The sequence below is a fragment of the Vibrio gazogenes genome (assembly GCF_023920225.1).
Taxonomy (GTDB): domain Bacteria; phylum Pseudomonadota; class Gammaproteobacteria; order Enterobacterales; family Vibrionaceae; genus Vibrio; species Vibrio gazogenes.
Genome location: NZ_CP092587.1, coordinates 1,417,569 through 1,435,181, shown reverse-complemented (window position 1 = coordinate 1,435,181; position 17,613 = coordinate 1,417,569). Strand labels below are relative to the sequence as shown.

Annotated in this window: 6 protein-coding genes; 1 reads left to right on the top strand and 5 read right to left on the bottom strand. The window is 49.7% G+C overall.

Annotation, left to right across the window (positions count from 1 at the left end; translation table 11 throughout):
* Positions 1-55: 55 nt before the first annotated feature.
* The 3 genes from MKS89_RS06475 to fes all read right to left on the bottom strand — a co-directional run bounded on the left by MKS89_RS06475 (position 56) and on the right by fes (position 10,201).
* Positions 56-8,590: a non-ribosomal peptide synthetase gene (locus MKS89_RS06475; protein ID WP_072963273.1), complete on the bottom strand. Its 8,535-nt coding sequence runs from the start codon at positions 8,588-8,590 to the stop codon at positions 56-58.
* Positions 8,591-8,654: 64 nt separating this feature from the next.
* The gene (locus MKS89_RS06470) at positions 8,655-8,849 is read right to left on the bottom strand and encodes an MbtH family protein (RefSeq protein WP_021020197.1); all 195 of its coding nucleotides are present in this window, start codon (positions 8,847-8,849) and stop codon (positions 8,655-8,657) included.
* A 29-nt stretch (positions 8,850-8,878) separates the two neighbouring features.
* Positions 8,879-10,201, bottom strand: a complete 1,323-nt coding sequence (gene fes / locus MKS89_RS06465) for an enterochelin esterase (protein WP_072963276.1) — start codon at positions 10,199-10,201, stop codon at positions 8,879-8,881.
* Positions 10,202-10,397: 196 nt separating this feature from the next.
* Between fes and MKS89_RS06460 the strand changes: the two genes are divergently transcribed.
* Entirely contained in the window at positions 10,398-12,491 is a 2,094-nt protein-coding gene (locus tag MKS89_RS06460; protein WP_072963278.1) for a TonB-dependent receptor, read from the top strand.
* Positions 12,492-12,574: 83 nt separating this feature from the next.
* Here the strand turns inward: MKS89_RS06460 and MKS89_RS06455 are convergent, their stop codons facing one another.
* The gene (locus MKS89_RS06455) at positions 12,575-14,113 is read right to left on the bottom strand and encodes an alpha-N-arabinofuranosidase (protein WP_072963281.1); all 1,539 of its coding nucleotides are present in this window, start codon (positions 14,111-14,113) and stop codon (positions 12,575-12,577) included.
* 787 nt (positions 14,114-14,900) lie between these two features.
* Positions 14,901-17,489: a bifunctional aconitate hydratase 2/2-methylisocitrate dehydratase gene (locus MKS89_RS06450; protein ID WP_072963284.1), complete on the bottom strand. Its 2,589-nt coding sequence runs from the start codon at positions 17,487-17,489 to the stop codon at positions 14,901-14,903.
* Positions 17,490-17,613 lie beyond the last annotated feature (124 nt).

Below are 17,613 nucleotides of genomic sequence, written 5' to 3'. Positions count from 1 at the left end.
CGTCCCCTCCCTTTATCAAGCACAAAAAAGAACCGGCTCATGCCGGTTCTTTGCTTTATGACTGGAGTGTCTCTATCTGATACAACAACGTATTGAGGTGTTCACCGATATCACCGACATGCTCAGGCGCGAGAATATCCTCGTGAGAGCAGTTGAAGTGGTGCTTCTCTAACTGCGTCAGAAACGGCTGCCAGTGGTGGTCGATGTCATAGCCTTGTGGCAATGTCTTTTGCGCTACGAATAAATCGACCCGACCATCATATGGCGAGGAGTGCGCTCCGGAAAGCAGCCGCACCGCATCTTCATAGTTGGCAGAGATATCTTGAAACATCGCGGCTCTTTGCTGATCAAGTTCATCATCTGTGACATCATTAGCGGCCAGAAACAGGTCTTTCTCCCTTTCAATTTCCTCCTGTGCTTCTTCATTCATTGGCCCGTCCCAGTCTTGCCCTTCAGGTGGATAAGTGTCCAGTAACCCGAGGAACGCCACGGTTTCACCCTGCTGCTGAAGCTGAACGGCGAGGCGCTGTGCGACGGTGCCGCCAAATGAATAACCCAATAAATGATAAGGCCCGTGGGGCTGAATCTTTTTCAGCGCTCGCATATGGATATCACAGGCATCTTGCATGTCGCTCCCCGCAGCAATCGCACCCGATGGCCGTGGCGACTGAAGCCCGACAATCGGATAGTTACCTTGCAGATATTTCAGTAATCCGGTGTATTGCCAAGCAAACCCTGATGCGGAGTTGATACAGAATAACGCCGGGCCATTCCCCGCCCGGATCGGGAGGACTTCACCAAAACCGGCCAGCGTCGGATCATTGCGAGCCTCATCATCGAGCAGTAACAGCGCCAGTTTTTCGACCGTCGGATGAACCATGATTTGCCCGACTGACACTGGAACATTCAACACGCGCCGGACGTCTGCCGCTAACTTCATCGCCATCAAAGAGTGCCCTCCCAACGCAAAGAAGTCATCTTCTGCCGACAGGGTATCAATCCCGAGGACGTCGGCAAAAATAGCCACCAGTTGAGCTTCCAGACCGGGGCGCGCTCTACGCCCCTCTCCCGTGACAATATCACTCGGCAGCGGCAACGCTTTGCGATCCAACTTCCCATTCGCGCTGAGCGGAAACGCTTCCAGCACCATGATCGCAATCGGTACCATATGCGCCGGAAGATGTGCGGATAAGGCCACCTTCAGCGTTTCACCATCCGGTTGCTGACCAGCATTCCCAATCACGTAGCCCACCAGTTGGCGCTCATCGGCGCCGGCAATGTTCCTTTCTGAACCGAATGCTTTCGCGCACACCAGTGCTTGCTTCACGCCCGGCAACGATTGCAGCGCCGCTTCGATTTCTCCCAGTTCAATGCGCTGCCCCCGAATTTTGAGCTGATCATCACTTCTGCCCAGATATTCGATTTTGCCCGACGGTAACCAACGCACGACATCTCCGGTCCGATACATTCGCTCACCATGAGCAAACGGGTTGGCCATGAACCGATCTGCGGTCAGCGCGCTGCGGTTTAAGTAACCAATCGCCAGTTGATCACCGGCGAGATATAACTCACCGGGCACACCGACCGGTGTTTGTCGCAGAAAACTATCCAACACATACAGTTGGGTATTCCATACCGGTAAACCAATCGGCACACTGTGACCAAGGCTTTCGTGGATGGGGTCGCCGAATGCCGGACAATATGTCACGTCCACTGCGGCTTCTGTGGGGCCGTACAGATTATGTAAAGGCGCATCAATCCACTTCGCGTAGACATGGGCGAGATCTTTGGACAGTGCCTCACCCGAGCAAAAGACGCGCTGTAAGCTCGGGGCAACTTTGCTTACTTGGGTTGTATTGCTTTCATAGATTGTATTGCTCTCATGGATCGTATTGCCCTGCGTGGTACCCATTTTTTGTGCATTGGCTTCGACCGAGGCGATAAAGGCCGCCAGCATCGACGGCACAAAGTGCATGGTGGTGACTTGGTAGTCTTCAATGACTGCCATCAACCACTCCGGATCTTTATGTGACTCAGGGGGTGCCATCACTAACGTCGCGCCCTGAATAAGCGGCCAGAAGAACTCCCACACCGACACATCAAAACTACATGGTGTTTTCTGCAATACCACATCATGATGATTGAGCTGATACTCAGACTGCATCCATTGCAAACGATTCACGATCGCCCGGTGAGACACCAGTACACCTTTCGGATTTCCCGTCGAGCCTGAGGTATAGATGATATATGCAGCCTGCGCCGGATCCAGCACCGGTTGGTCCGGGACATCACTCAATGGTGTTGGGTCGGGTAACGTATCTAAAATCAGCAGTTGCCCAAGATCACGAAAACGGGCTTGATACTCAGATGTGGTTACGATCAGTTTCGGCTGCGCATCATGAACCATATAAGCCAACCGATCATCGGGGTAGCTGACATCCAGCGGCAGGTAGGCCGCGCCACATTCAATAATACTGTTAAAAGCAAGACTGAGCCTGACACTTCTTGGCAAAGCGACCGCAACCACATCGCCCACACCAACATGCTGCCGGACAAGCAAATTCGCGATGGCGATCACGTGCTCACGCATCGCTTGGTAACTCAAACGGTTGTCACTGTCGATCAGCGCAATCTGTTCCGGTGTCCGCGCCGCCTGCTCAGCCATTAGTGAGCGCAGCGTGTGATGCCCCACTTCGACCTGCGTCTGATTGACACGTTTCTGGAGGGTGATTTCTGCCGCCAAACGTAAATCGAGTTGCGTCAGGGGGATTTCAGGGGTATCAATCACGGCTTGCAGTAGTTTTTCAAAGCGCTGCATCACTTGTTGCGCAATACCGACTGTATCCCGGTATTCAAATAGCACGTGAATTTGCTCCCCGGGAAGAACCAGTATGGTTAATGGATAATGGGTATAACCACGATTGTGAATCTGGGTCAGGGTTGCACCCTGATAATCTTGGTCGTACCACGTTGCATGGTCCGGGTAATTTTCCACCACCAACAGGGTATCGAACAAGGTGTCGCCACCCGCTAACTGCTGAATTTCACCTAAGCCCAGTTCATCATGTTCCAGCAGTTGAATCTGTGTTGCCTGATGCGCTTGCAATTGCGCCAACAAGCTCTGCTGCGCATCAAGTTTCATCCGTACCGGGATGGTATTACTGAACAAACCGATATGTTCATCAATGCCTTTCACATGTCCGAAACGCCCCGAGATTGGCGTGCCAAACACCACATCTTCGCGACCGGTCATACTGCCGAGGATAGATGACCAAATCCCCTGCATCAGCGAGTTCATCGTCAGGCCATAAGCACTCAGCCGTTGAGTCAGTTGCCGGGTTGTTTCCGCATCAATGATCAGTGCATGTTCTTTGACCTGATCGTCAACCGGCACATCTTCAAATGCGATGGTCGGCGTAACGTCTTGCAACACTTGCTGCCACTGCATTTCTGCCTGTGTTTTATCTCGCTGTTTCAACTGACTGACCACCTCGGCATAGCTGGCCGCTACGGGCGGCAGACTTGGATGGCCTTGTGCATATGCGGTGAGAAAATCCCCCAGCAAGATCGGTGTTGACCACCCATCGACAACCAAGTGATGCGCAGAAACAAACAATGTGCTTTGCCCGTCACCATGGTGGATGAGCGTGGCACCGAGCAAGGATTCGTCCGGATGATTGAGATCGAACTGACGAACGAGCGTTTGCTTTTCGGTGTGAGCAAGGTATGCCTGTTGCTGTTGCGCGCTCTCGCTGCGGATATCAATACATGTCAGCGACCAGGATGCATCGGTTTGAGGAATCAACTGAACCGTCTGGCCTAAAATCGAACTGTCGAATTTAGCCCCGAGTTGCGGATGACGCGTGATCACCGCGTTTAACGCTTGCTGCACTTGGTGCGGATTGACCTCGCCTTGGAAAGTCAGTCTGGTGGTTGAGTTGTAATTGCTATTCTCATCGCCTACCTGTGATTGGAACAGTAACCCTTCTTGTAATGGCAAAGCTGGCAGAATATCGCGTAGCGGGCCAAAGCGATCCGCGAACGCGGCTACGTCGTCAAGCGAGACCCCGGTTTGCGTATATTCAGCAGCAACCCGCAGCGCAACCTGTGGCTCAGGTTGTGCCTTCATCCAACACAGCATGGCTTCAAGTTGCTGCGTGATCCAGTCACATACGGTATCAATCTCATCATGGCTGAATTGCGCGTTATCCCAAGCCCAGTTGAGCGCAAATTGAGCCCCGTCATCACTCTCATCGACAAAAATATTCAGCTCTAACGGATGTAACAGCGCATAATCGCTCTCCAGTGACACGGCAAAGGTGTCAGCAAACTGACCTGCGCGACTGACGGGTGTCCACATGGCCTGAGTCTGCTCAAAACGCCCCAGATAGTTGAACAACAACGAGGCGGAATGCTGTTGAGATAATGCGGTGAGCGTCTCGCGATAAGGGTTGTCCAGATAGCGCAGAGACATGTAACCCAAACCCCGGTCTTTGACACGTCGCTTCGCTTGTTTCACTTGTCTGAGTAAAGCTGGGATTTCGCCCGCTGCGGGCAAATCGATAACGAGCGGAAATTCGGTCGTGAACCACCCCAGTGTTTGGCTGAGGTTCAGTGATGCATCAAACTCTTCGCGGCCATGAGACTCCAAATACAGCTTGATCGCGTCTTTTTGATAACACTGCCCCAGCGCTGAAGTCACCGCAGCCATGAGCAACTCATCGACATCAATCGCCTGTGAATCTTGGCAGTGGCTGAGCATACTTTGCGTCAGTACCGTCGGCAGCAATACGCGACGGTGAACAACGTTCCCCTTTTCCGTCGGTGGTTTGCATGGTTCAATAAGACGGGATTCTTGCGCAATCCAATCCGGTGCTTGTTGACTCATCTGCGGCAAATGTTGATAGAGGGCTTGCGACCATGTGTTCAGCCCTGTCACTTCCGGCGTCATCCCGGCTTTGACACCGTTCACTTGCGCCCGGACAAGCGTGTTGAGCTGCGGTAATAGAATTCGCCACGACACTCCATCAATGATCAGGTGATGTGCGAGGAGCATTAACCCGCAACGCCCGGTACGGTCACGCATTTGCACCAGCCGGAGCATCTGACTGTCTGGTGAGAGCATTTGACTCGCGTGGGCAAATACGCCGTCTAAATCTGCATGATCAAGATCGGTAATCTCAAGCGTCTCGACCCAAGTGTCCACCTTGAGCTGCGCCATCGACTGAATCACATAACGCGTCTCTTGTTTGATCAGTCGGCACGCGGCATGATTGGCAACCAGTTGTTTTAATCCGGCCTGAAGATGAGCCAGAGTGACATCGGATTCAATCTCGACAAACACGCCTTGAACATAGCGGGTCTGCGCGGCAAAGTGTTCTTCAAACCAACGCCACATCGGCAAAGGTGAAATATCCCCGTCCTGATTCTGCGTCACTTGACGGCGCAGCGGTTGCATCAACTCAGCCATGCCTCCTAACTGGCGGGCTGAGAATATCTCCCGGGGGCGCAGTTCATAACCGGCTTTTCTCAGTAATGTTCCCAAGCCCATGGCAGAGATACTATCGCCTCCCAAAGCAAAGAAATCATCTGTGATGCCGACCTTATCAACACCGAGCAACTCAGCCACCGCATCACACAGCACTTGTTGTTGATGATTGACCGGCGCGACCCATGTATGACCAGACACAATGGTCGGTTCAGGCAGTGCTTGCCGATCAATTTTGCCATTCACGTTGAGGGGGAATTGCGCCATGATCACCAGCGCAGCAGGCACCATATATTCAGGCACGGTGGCAGCTATTTGAGTCAACAAGCTGTGCTCATCCAACTGAGACCGGGCATGATTCACCAAGGTGCAGTAAGCTATCAGTCGGTGTGACGCGCCATGACGCTGGGCAATGACCACGGTGGTCTCGACACCGTCAATCGCATTAATCGCACTTTCAACATCCCCCAGTTCAATCCGGAAACCACGCACTTTGACTTGGTCGTCGCTCCGACCGATAAATGCCAGCTGACCATTGTCGCGCCATTTCACCAGATCACCGGTTCGATACATAATTTGCCCATGGCCGAACGGGTTCGCGACAAATCGTTCTGCCGTCATCCCGGGCTGATTGAGATATCCTTTTGCCAGTCCGGCACCGGCCAGATATAACTCACCGACCACACCGACGGCAACGGTATTCAACTGTGTATCTAACACATAAGCTTTGGTATTTAAAATGGGCTGACCGATCACCGGAGTGTCATCGACGTTCAATGATGCACTAACCGCATCCACCGTAAATTCTGTCGGCCCATAGCAGTTTTCAACCAGCAAGTCCGGGTAGGCTTTGACGCTTGACCAGAGTGGTTCCGGCACCGCTTCACTACCGGTCAACACCAGTGTCGGCACATGACTGGCTGCCATTAATCCGTTATCGAGCATTTGGCTCAACAGTGAAGGCGGCAGATCCAATGCATTGATCTGGTCTTGTGCGACTTTTTCTGTCAGTTCGCAGGCATCTTTACGCTGCTCATCGTCATACAGATAAAGGGTATGCCCGCAAAGCATCCAGATGACTTGCTCCCAAGACGCATCAAATGAGAACGATGTGGTATGCGCTGCCCGAACTTGTACATCACTTTCATCGCACTGCTGTTGCTCTGCAAGGCGATGAATTGCGTTGGCAAAAACAGACTGTCGGTGTGAATGCAATAAGTTCAGCAGCGCGCCATGGGTATTCATCACACCTTTGGGTTTTCCGGTCGAACCTGAGGTAAAGACAATATAGGCCACGTCCGAAGGGGCAATCTCAAGCTCGGGATGCTCTGATTCGGTGACATTCAGGCTGGCAAGCGCCGTCAGAGAGATGCAATGTGTCAGGCTTTGCCACGGCAGTGATGCCGTCTGTTCGACAATCACGCCTTTCGGCTGGGCCTGCGCTAAGATGGTTTCGATGCGTTCCTGCGGATATGCCAAATCAATAGGAAGATAGACCGCGCCAGCCCGAAGAACCGCCAACATTGTAATCATCGTTTCAGCGCTGCGTGGTAAAGCAACCCCGATAATATCGCCTTTGCCGGCCCCGAAGGCATTGATCTGCTGCGCCCGTGTTGCGATGGCCTGATCAAGTTGGGCAAATGTCCAGCGCTGCTGCGCAAAGTGCAATGCCACAGCATCAGGCTTCCGTTCGACCTGACGCGCAAACTCTGCTAACACGTGGCGCGCTTGCAGACGATCCGTCGCTACGCTTCCCGTGGACCAGCGAGCAATATCGGTCTGTTCACAGGTAGGGACAATATCCAAAGCGCGTAATGGTCGATCCGGGTTACGGGCAATCTGCCCGACCATATGCGCAAAACGCTGACCATGCAGAGCCAGTGACTGTTGCGAGTATTTTCCGGCATGAGCAGTCAGTGTGAGGTGCAGTTGGTCATGCCTGAACTGCGGAGAGAACTCAATGTCGTCAATCGGGCCAGCGGAAAGAATGTGTGTGTGGCCTTTTGTCCCGGCCAGATTGATTTCTTCTTCAAACGGTTTGTAATTGAGCATTGGCCCGTACAGCGCCTGCCCGACTCTGCCGGAATCTCGCTGAATCTGTTCCGCATCGTACATTTGATGGCGGCGGGCTTGACGAATGGCTTTGTTCATCGCCCTCGCCACATCAGTGATGGTCATCGTTGGCTCAACGACGAGTGTCAAAGGCAGCACATTGACCACGGCACCGGTTGAACTCGCTGCCGAACTCCCCATACGACGCATAAACGGGAAACCGACACATACGTTTGGCGCACCTGACACTAAATGTAAGTAGGCAAAGACTAACGCCATGGCAAATTCAGAAGGCAGCACCCGATGACCACCCCGGTGCAGCCAATCCCCTCCCGCCAGTTCAATCGTGAATTTTTCGACGCCGGTGGCCGAGCTCCGTCGCCCGCCGGTCGCGAGTGAAATGATATCGGGCAGTTGGCTGATTTGGTTTTGCCAGAAACTGCGTGCGTGTTGACATGCTTCAGACTGATAAAATTGCTGATGCTCGGCAATCACCGCTTTGAACGGTGTAAACGGTGCTGGCTTTGCCGTCCCCAGCATAAGCCGGTTGTATTCACTGACGATATACTGTGTGATCGCGTTAAAACTGAATCCGTCAACATCAATGTGATGATAGCGCTGATACCAGAGCCACTTCGGCTTCCCCGGCTCGCTGACATCAATCAGACAGTGACGGTATCTTGGGCTAGTTCCCTGTAGCTCAATTGGCGTCTCAAGATCGGCTTTCATCCACGCTAACGCAGATGCCGCCACAAATGCCGACTGAGAAAAGTCCATCACTTCCAAAACATCTTGCGCGTGTTGCGGCGCAAAGCCCCTTTGTTTGATATCTCCGTCAACGTCTAGATATTCAAAATGCAACGAGTCTGCGGCTGCCACACCAAGGTTCACGGCCTGAGTGAAACGTTCTAAATCGATCTCTCCGTCAATCTCGATGTAATGGGCTACATTAAATGATTCCGGTCTTGGCATCACTTGCTGCCCAAACCAAATCCCCTGCTGCGTACCAATCAGAGCATACTGTTCTTCCGGCACTTGATGGTCTTTCATTCGTCCATTCCTTAAAAATAATAACTTGTTTTTTCTGGTTATTTTTATGGTTTCACGGTGCGATTTACACTCGGATGTCTTGCCAGTTTGCTTCAATGTGTTCGATACAATCCTGTTTACCAGACGGGCCAAAAGTCTGTTTCCAACCCGAAGGCGTCTGTTTAAACTCAGGCCACAAGCTGTATTGACCGTGATGATTGATCAGGACGATGAACTGATTTTCAGGATCATCAAAAGGGTTCACGTATTGTTCTGCCATAGCTGACTCCGTTGGGTGCTGATAAAAATTTATAATGAAAAAATATAAGACAGGCCATCGATGATGCCGCCACGCCAACAGAGGCGCTCGTGGCCACCATCAAAGACCCGGTATTGAATGTTGTGTTGTTGAGCCGCGAGTTGGTGGTACATGTCCTGACTCAGGTCAACCATGATGTCTTCGCCGCTGCCGACTTCCATGAAGATGTTTAAACAGGCATGACGACCTAAGCCGTCATGTACCTGCCGACTCATATCACTCAATAAATGAGGAGATTCGGGCGGGACATAGTCCCCGGGCGGTTTCACAATCGAGAAATCCGGCCACCAGAATGAACCGGACTGACAAACCACCGACCCAAAACGCTCAGGCCAGTTGAGCGCGGCAAACATCGCCGCTAACCCGCCCAGGCTCTGGCCGACCACGACGGTTCGCTGCGGATCGGCACTGAGCGTGAAATAGCCGGATACCAAAGGAAACAGCTCTTGAATGATCGCCAGCCAAAACGTCGCGTTACAGCTCAGATCCTCACTCCGCTGACAGCCATCAATTTCATCAATCAGCACATAGACAGCTTCTGGCAAGACGCCGTCTTCAGTGGCACATGACAGTGCGTCGTAGATTGGCAGAGACTCTGACCAAAACCGGCCGTCAAGAATAAAGACCACCGGTAAGACTTGCTCCGCAGAAGCGGTGGAATAGAGCCAGACCCGGCGGCTAGCGTTTAATATTTCACTGTGCCAATCGATGGCGAAAGTCGACTTCACGATGCTTTGTCCGCAACGCTGATCGAACGATTGCCACTGGGGTTGTGGTGGTGCATCCGGCATATGCAGCGGCGTTTTGTCACGCCCCCAGCCACAATGATTCAGCCCGTTTGCATTGAGTTGATCATGGCAACTCAGCGGAAAAACACGCCGGAGCCATTGGCGGTGCTGCTCCCTTTTCTCGTTATCGTGACCCACATAATTTGGCTGTACATCTTCCGAAGTCACCGGAATAAACGCGTATCCGCCGCGCCAGGTGCGCGGAATTGATGCGACATAAAACCATACATCGGTGTCTGCTATTCGGGTGAGCTTCGCCATGGCGAAGCTGTGATGATCGGTGACCCCATTAATATCAATGTACACGTCTTGAATATCTGCGGCGTCTGCATGGGATGGCGATTCACGCCAGAGAAAGATGACATCAGCATATTCATCCGCCACATCCGCGACTATCGGTGTGCCTTGCGAAATCATGATCCGCCACCATGTTTGATCACCGATATTGCAACTGTCTCTGGTGAGACAATGGCAAACACGAGTCATCGTTTGTCTATCTTGTTCTTGGGTGTTTTCAAAATCCATAACAGTTCCGATTCATCAACCACGCACTCATTCATAAAACACATTTATAGAAAAAGTGATCCAGTGGTATAAATTTGCCTCAATCATTGTTGTAAATAATAATAATTATCATTACCATAACTATCCGCAACAACTTTTACCTAATTTTTGTTGCGACATCAAATAATTTTCAAATTTTTTAAAGGAATTTTAGAAAATGAAGTCCATGGATTTAAACAGTGGTAATGGTCATGTTCCTCGTCATCAGAAGAGCATACTTTCAACAGTGATTAGTCTGCTTTGCTTAGGCGTCAGCGCGGGTGCGAATGCAGAAAAACCACAGCAACAGAACAAAGTTCAAAACCCGGAGACGATTGTTGTCCTTGGTGAAAAACTGGGGGGAACGCTGGCCGAAAATACCAGTTCGGTGACCGTTTTTACCGCAGAAGCCGATAACGGAGAAGACCAGACTTATTACGATTTACTGGATCGCGTCCCGAATGTTCTGAACGCGCCATCAGGTATGCCGCATATTCGTGGGGTCGATGGTCGCGGTGGCGCCGGAGACGGATTCCTCTCATACATGACCGGCGCGACACCTCGCGTCAATACCACGGTTGATGGTGTCTCTGAATCATGGACAGGCGAAGCATTCGGTAAAGCAGGTTTGTGGGATACCGAACAGGTCGAAGTTTACAAGGGCCCGCAATCGACCAACCAGGGACGTAACAGTATCGGTGGTGCGGTGGTGATCAAAACCAAAGATCCAACGTTTCACACCGAGAGCAAAGTTCGCGCCGGTTACGAAAATGAAGATGATAAATACCATTTAGCCGGTGTTGTTTCCGCACCAATCGTCGCCGATAAACTCGCCTTCCGTCTTGCCGCTGAAGGTACCAGAGGCCACACGCCGATTGAATATTCATTTTCTGATAACGATAAGTACCATTACCCTTGGGACCCTTCTGAAATTAAATCTCACAATATCCGGGGTAAACTACTGTTCAAACCATGGGGAACCGACAAACTGACGGCGAAACTAACGATCGCCAGCCGTAATGAAGAAGGTCAGTATACCAATTTGGTCACCAAAGAAGGTTCGTTTGACAACATCGACACTCGAGGTTCAGGTACCCGTCGCCAAACAACGAAAAGCTGGAACGTGAATCTGGACGTTGCTTACCTGATTAATGAAGAGCTAAAAGCCGATGTACTACTTGCAAGACGTGACTACTCAACCAAGTTTGTCGCTTACCCTCAAACGGATTGGTGGGGGGATATCGACGAGAAAAACTACACCGCAGAAGCCAAGCTGTCTTACAACTCTTTAGACGAAAAATACAGTGCGATTGTCGGGTTCAGCAGCTACTTCAAAGATCAAGACACACAGACTGACTCCCTGACGCGTTTTGATAAAACGCAAACCCATTCGATTTACTTTGACTCCAAAATCAAGTTGACGCCGAAATGGGGGCTGCTACTTGGCGCTCGTTATGAGCGGGATGATCTTGACCGCGATTTTGATCATGAAAAGTATCCGATTGATTTTAAAGCCGATGATGATAACAACATTTTCCTGCCTAAAATTGGCGTGACTTATGAAGTTTCCGGTAACTCAACACTGGGACTGACTGCGCGTAAAGGCTACAACGCCGGTGGGATTGGTTATAACGAGTACAAACAAGAACTCTTTGTGTTTGACCAAGAAGAAGTCTGGACTTACGAGTTGAGCTCACGCTCCACCTTCCTCGATAAAAAACTGGGGGTAACCGCAAACCTCTTCTACAACAACTATGATAACTACCATACGGTTGTTTATGGCGATAGCGGTAGCCGATTAGACAACTACGTCGCCAATATCCCGAAAGGCAAAACCTATGGGACAGAAGTCGAAACGACTTATTGGTTCGACTCTGGCTTAGATGTTTTCGCTTCTGTTGGTTTACTGAAAACAGAAGTCACTCAAGGGCCCAGCGGCACAACAGAAAACCTCAACGGCAAAGAGTTCAGCTATGCACCGGATCTGTCTGCGAGCCTCGGCTTCACGCAACACCTTGAGTCAGGCATCTTCTTCGGCGCCCGGGCGAACTACGTTTCGGAGTATTATACTGACTTAGCCAATACAGAAAGCACTTCTGCCGGTGACTACACCGTTGTCAACCTGAACGCCGGTTATGCCGCAGATAACTTCACGATTCGCGCTTACGTTAAAAACGTCACCGACGAAAACTATGTTTTACGACATAAGAACGATCTGTTTGAAATCGGTGCCCCACGGACATTCGGTATCATTGCTGACTATCAATTCTAACCGTCTAGAACAATACGTCTATAACAACAAACCTAGCGAGATGCGCTAGGTTTGCTTGATGTCTGACCAAATCTGATTGACCGCTACTTGAGCGTTAAGACAACCACTGATTTAGCAGGAAGTACAAAACTATCCGCCCAGTCCTGGAAAGGTTGCGGCTCTAAAGCATGTGGGTTATCGAACGTATTTTTAGCGTTGATGGCGTCAGCGGTTAAAATACGTCCCGCTAAGATGGTGTTGATTTTTCCGTTTAGATTCAAATCAATATCTGCATCGTTCACCGGATCCAAATTGACCAAAGCCATGTATATACGGCCATCCGTTCCCTGTGCTAACGAAGCACTGACCGCGGGTAGCTCTTTACCATCCATCGCATACTTCGTAGTGTCCAGCGTAAATGGAATCGACGTTGCGTCTTGAAATATCTTGTACATATCGTAGACATAGTACGTCGGTGTTTTTACCATTTCTGCGCCGTCAGTCAGGATCATGGCTTGCAGCACATTGACCATTTGCGCGATATTGGTCATATGAACACGTTTGGCATACTGGTGAAATAAATCGAGGTTGACGGCGGCAACCACCGCATCACGCAAGGTATTCTGCTGATATAAGAAGCCGGGTTCACGGCCTTCTTCCGTGTCATACCATGTACCCCACTCATCCACATAAAAGCCTAACTTGCCACTCGGATCATTACGATCCAGAATATCGACATTGCTTTGCAGATAGTTTTTCATGCGATAGGTGCGCTCCAGCGTTTTAAACCACATGGTGTTATCAAATTCAGTCGCACTACCTTTGTTATCCCAATCGTCGTTGGGAAGTGTGTAGAAGTGGAAACTGATTCCATCCATGTCGTTGTGGATCCGGGAACTCAGGACATCTGTCCACTGAGTATCTTCCGTGGTACCGCCACTCCCCACAAACAAGATTTCTTTACCCGGAGGCGTTTTAATCACAGACATGTATTGTTTATAAAGGTCAACGTATTGGTCCGGTCCCATATTACCACCACACCCCCACGCCTCGTTACCAATGCCAAAGTATTTGATTTCCCACGGTTCTCGTCTGCCATTGGCACGGCGTTCATTGGCAAGTGCAGAATCCTTATCGGACGTCATGTATTCAATCCAATCCGCCATTTCCTGCGCGCTACCGGTGCCTAGGTTGCCATTGATGTAAGTATCAGCACCAATCAGATCGGCTAAATCAAAAAATTCGTGAGTACCGACTGCATTTGTTTCGTCAACGCCTCCCCAGTTTGAATTGATGGTAATCGGGCGATCCGCTTGAGGGCCAATCCCATCTCGCCAATGATATTGATCGGCAAAACAGCCACCCGGCCAGCGAATCAGAGGGACCTTGATGTCTCTTAAAGCTTGAACAACATCGTTACGAAAACCTTTTGTATTCGGAATATCGGAATCGTGTCCGACCCACAAGCCGCCATAAATACCTCGTCCTAAATGCTCAGCAAATTGGCCATAAATGTCTTTGTTGATGACAGCGCCACGGTCTTGTAAATTGGCATTAATAGTCACCTGATGATTGGCCGCGAATGCATTGCTTGCAAACAACGAGGCGGTGAGCATCGAGAAAGTGAATACCTTTTGTTTCATTTATATTTTCCTTAATTTAAGTTGTGTAACACCCAGAATACGAGCGTTAAAACGCTATTGGCTTTATCATGAATAGGCTCGATTGCAACCGAACAACTTAAGCGGACGCCACTTGGTTCATAACTTTGAGAAAGTAAAAACCAATGTGATCAATAAAATAATGTAAGCCTTTAAACGCGATAATAAATTGTTCATTCGTCTCGGTATTGCCAACCACGTCGTTTCAGATACCTTCCTCATGACTAGGGACCACAGGTATCCTTGCCCATGACATAACCGAACTTTTAGAAACTACGATACGACAGCGAAAACGACACGAATCATTAAGTCTTTGCAAGTGCCTGTCCACAGAGAACAAGCACCAAAATCGCACTTAAACATTTATCTAATGTATACGTCATTGAAATGGGAAGGCTATTCCTGCCGACATTTTCCTTGAATGACGCCGATTGAAGACACTCTGAATCCTGCATCTTGAGGTTACTTGGGTATAAGTAAATCATTCATTATTATTATAATATTGTGAAAGCTGCTTTACTGAGGCGTCGTTCGAATAACTACGACCCCTAATTGGCAATAAACAAAATAACAACCATTCGGGGAAAACATTTGTCACAACATTTAAATTTCAAATGCGTACTCGGCATCACCTAACTTGATATTCATGCAGATTTTAAGTGCGGCTGAGACATCAGAAAAAAACAGGCCATACCATTCGGTACGACCTGTTTTTTTAATCAAATGTTTTCAATCAAGGCATGCGGCTAAAACCGATTATCCTTGCGTTCTAGCAGGACACAACCGCAATCCGGTTTTCAGTCTGATAGGCAACATCCTGATCAAACAAAAGTTCCTGATACAGGCTGTCTTGATTCTCGCTGAGGACAGACACGCGGGAACGGTACTCATCAACACTCGGTAAGTAGCCCAGAATAGCAGTGACTGCGGCCAGCTCAGCCGATGCCAGAAATACTTTAGAACCTTGTCCCAGTCGATTCGGGAAATTACGTGTCGATGTCGAAACCGCCGTTGCACCTTCTCTGACCTGAGCCTGATTCCCCATACATAAAGAACATCCGGGTTCTTCAACCCGCGCTCTGGTCCGAATATAGGTGTTCAAAATACCTTCTTTGCGCAGTTGTGCCGCATCCATTTTTGTTGGTGGTGCTATCCACAGTGTTGCATGAGTCAGATCCGGTAATTTATCAAGCAGTTTACCGACGGCCCGGAAATGACCAATATTGGTCATACAGGAGCCAATGAACACTTCATCAATTTTGGTGCCTGCGACTTCAGATAATTGACGCGCATCATCCGGATCATTTGGACAACAGAGAATCGGTTCGTCAATCTCAGCCAGATCAATCTCAAGCGTCGCTGCGTATTCGGCATCCGGATCTGCGGCCAGCAAGGTCGGTTTTTCTAACCAGGTTTTCAGCGCATCGACTCTGCTTTGCAAAGTATCCCGATGGCCATAGTTTTGCCCGATCATCCATTCAAGTAGGGTGACATTTGAACGCACATTTTTAATCACCTGCTCTGGCGCTAACGCAATTGTCGTTGCCGCAGCGGAACGCTCTGCGGTTGCATCGGCTAATTCAAACGCCTGATCAACAGATAAGCTTTCCAACCCCTGAATTTCAATAATACGTCCGGAGAACACATTGACCTTATTTGCTTTTTCGATCGTCAGTAAACCCTGTTTTCTGGCAAAATAAGGAATCGCATGCACCAAATCACGCAGCGTAATGCCTGATTTCATCTCACCTTTGAATTTCACCAGTACCGATTCCGGCATATCGATAGGCATCGTCCCGGTTGCGGCGGCATAAGCCACCAAACCGGAGCCGGCAGGGAATGAAATCCCCATCGGGAAACGAGTATGACTGTCACCACCGGTACCCAGTGTATCTGGAACCAACATCCGATTAAGCCATGAGTGGATCACACCATCGCCGGGTCTCAGTGCGATTCCGCCTCGGGATTCAAAAAATTCCGGTAGCGTTGCATGAAGCTGACTGTCAATCACACGGGGATAAGCATTGGTATGACAAAATGACTGCATCACCAGATCAGCACTGAACTTCATACAGGCCAGATCTTTAATTTCATCACGCGTCATCGCACCGGTGGTATCCTGAGAACCAACCGTCGTTACTTTCGGAGTGCAGAACGTGCCCGGTCGAACCCCGGCAACACCACAGGCTTTACCCACAATCTTTTGCGCCAGAGTAAACGGTTGGTCAACGGTATCTGCTTTGGGATTGTCTTGTGTTAAACCTAATGATTGACGCACGCGCTCAGTCAGAGATTTACCAATCAGGTAAGGGATCCGGCCACCGGCACGAACCTGCACCAGAATCGCATCATGTTTCAGCGTAAACTCAGCTAGGACTTCATCACTGCCATGACGCTTAATCAGCCCCTGATATGGATAAATATCAATCACATCGCCCATAGCGATATTTGAAACATCAACTTCAATCGGCATGGCTCCTGAATCTTCTAATGTATTGAAGAAGATAGGCGCAATTTTACCCCCTAACACAACCCCACCCCTGCGTTTATTCGGTACGCAGGGAATGTCGTGACCGATGTACCAGATTAATGAGTTCGCCGCAGATTTACGAGAAGACCCGGTGCCAACGACATCACCGACAAAACAGATAGGATGACCGTGTTGCTTTAATTCATTGATTAAACTGACAGGTCCTCGCTCTCCATCCTGATCCGGCTGGATCCCGTCGCGGGCATTTTTATACATACTCAGAGCATGGAGTGGAATGTCCGGTCTTGACCAGGCATTCGGTGCCGGAGAGAAATCATCGGTCGTTGACTCACCCGTGACTTTGAAGACCGTCATGGTCAGACACTCAGCAACCGGTGACTGACGACTCAACCACTCTTCTTGAGCCCAACTGTCTACAACCTGCTTAGCATACGTATTGCCTTCACGGGCTTTTGTAATAATGTCGTCCGATTTTTCATACACTAACAGCATATTCTTCAACTGGTTCGCTGCTTCTTCAGCCAATTGAGCATCATCCAACAGTAAAATAAGCTTATCCACACAATAACCACCCACCATACTACCCAGCATTTGGGTCGCCTCTCGGGGCGAAATTGCCGCAACGGAAAGCGTCCCCTGAGCAATCTGACCGAGGATGTCTGCTTTTACTTTTGCAGCATCATCCACACCGGCAGGTGTATGATTTTTCAATAAATCAAGAATCTCCGCAGACAATGCATTGTCAGCTTCAGACTGTAACAAGGCAAAGCAAGCCTGAACCTCTTCAGCAGTCAAAGCGGGTTTCACCACCCCCTGAGCCGCGCGTTCTTCGCATTTATCGAGATATTGTTGATATATTTGCTTCATCGGTCATGTTCCCTTCTGGAATTAGAAATTGGGACCATTTTATGGTTTTTGCTCTTCAGGAACATGACGTGTAACCGAATGAAAAAGTAAATAAAAAACAGTATAGATTTAATGAACAAAAAAG

What these genes read in the sequence shown, in the direction of transcription:
- MKS89_RS06460 (WP_072963278.1), top strand. Translation starts at nt 10,398, where the DNA reads ATGAAGTCCATGGATTTAAACAGTGGTAATGGTCATGTTCCTCGTCAT.
- MKS89_RS06450 (WP_072963284.1), bottom strand. Translation starts at nt 17,489, where the DNA reads ATGAAGCAAATATATCAACAATATCTCGATAAATGCGAAGAACGCGCG.
- MKS89_RS06475 (WP_072963273.1), bottom strand. Translation starts at nt 8,590, where the DNA reads ATGAAAGACCATCAAGTGCCGGAAGAACAGTATGCTCTGATTGGTACG.
- MKS89_RS06455 (WP_072963281.1), bottom strand. Translation starts at nt 14,113, where the DNA reads ATGAAACAAAAGGTATTCACTTTCTCGATGCTCACCGCCTCGTTGTTT.
- fes (WP_072963276.1), bottom strand. Translation starts at nt 10,201, where the DNA reads ATGGATTTTGAAAACACCCAAGAACAAGATAGACAAACGATGACTCGT.
- MKS89_RS06470 (WP_021020197.1), bottom strand. Translation starts at nt 8,849, where the DNA reads ATGGCAGAACAATACGTGAACCCTTTTGATGATCCTGAAAATCAGTTC.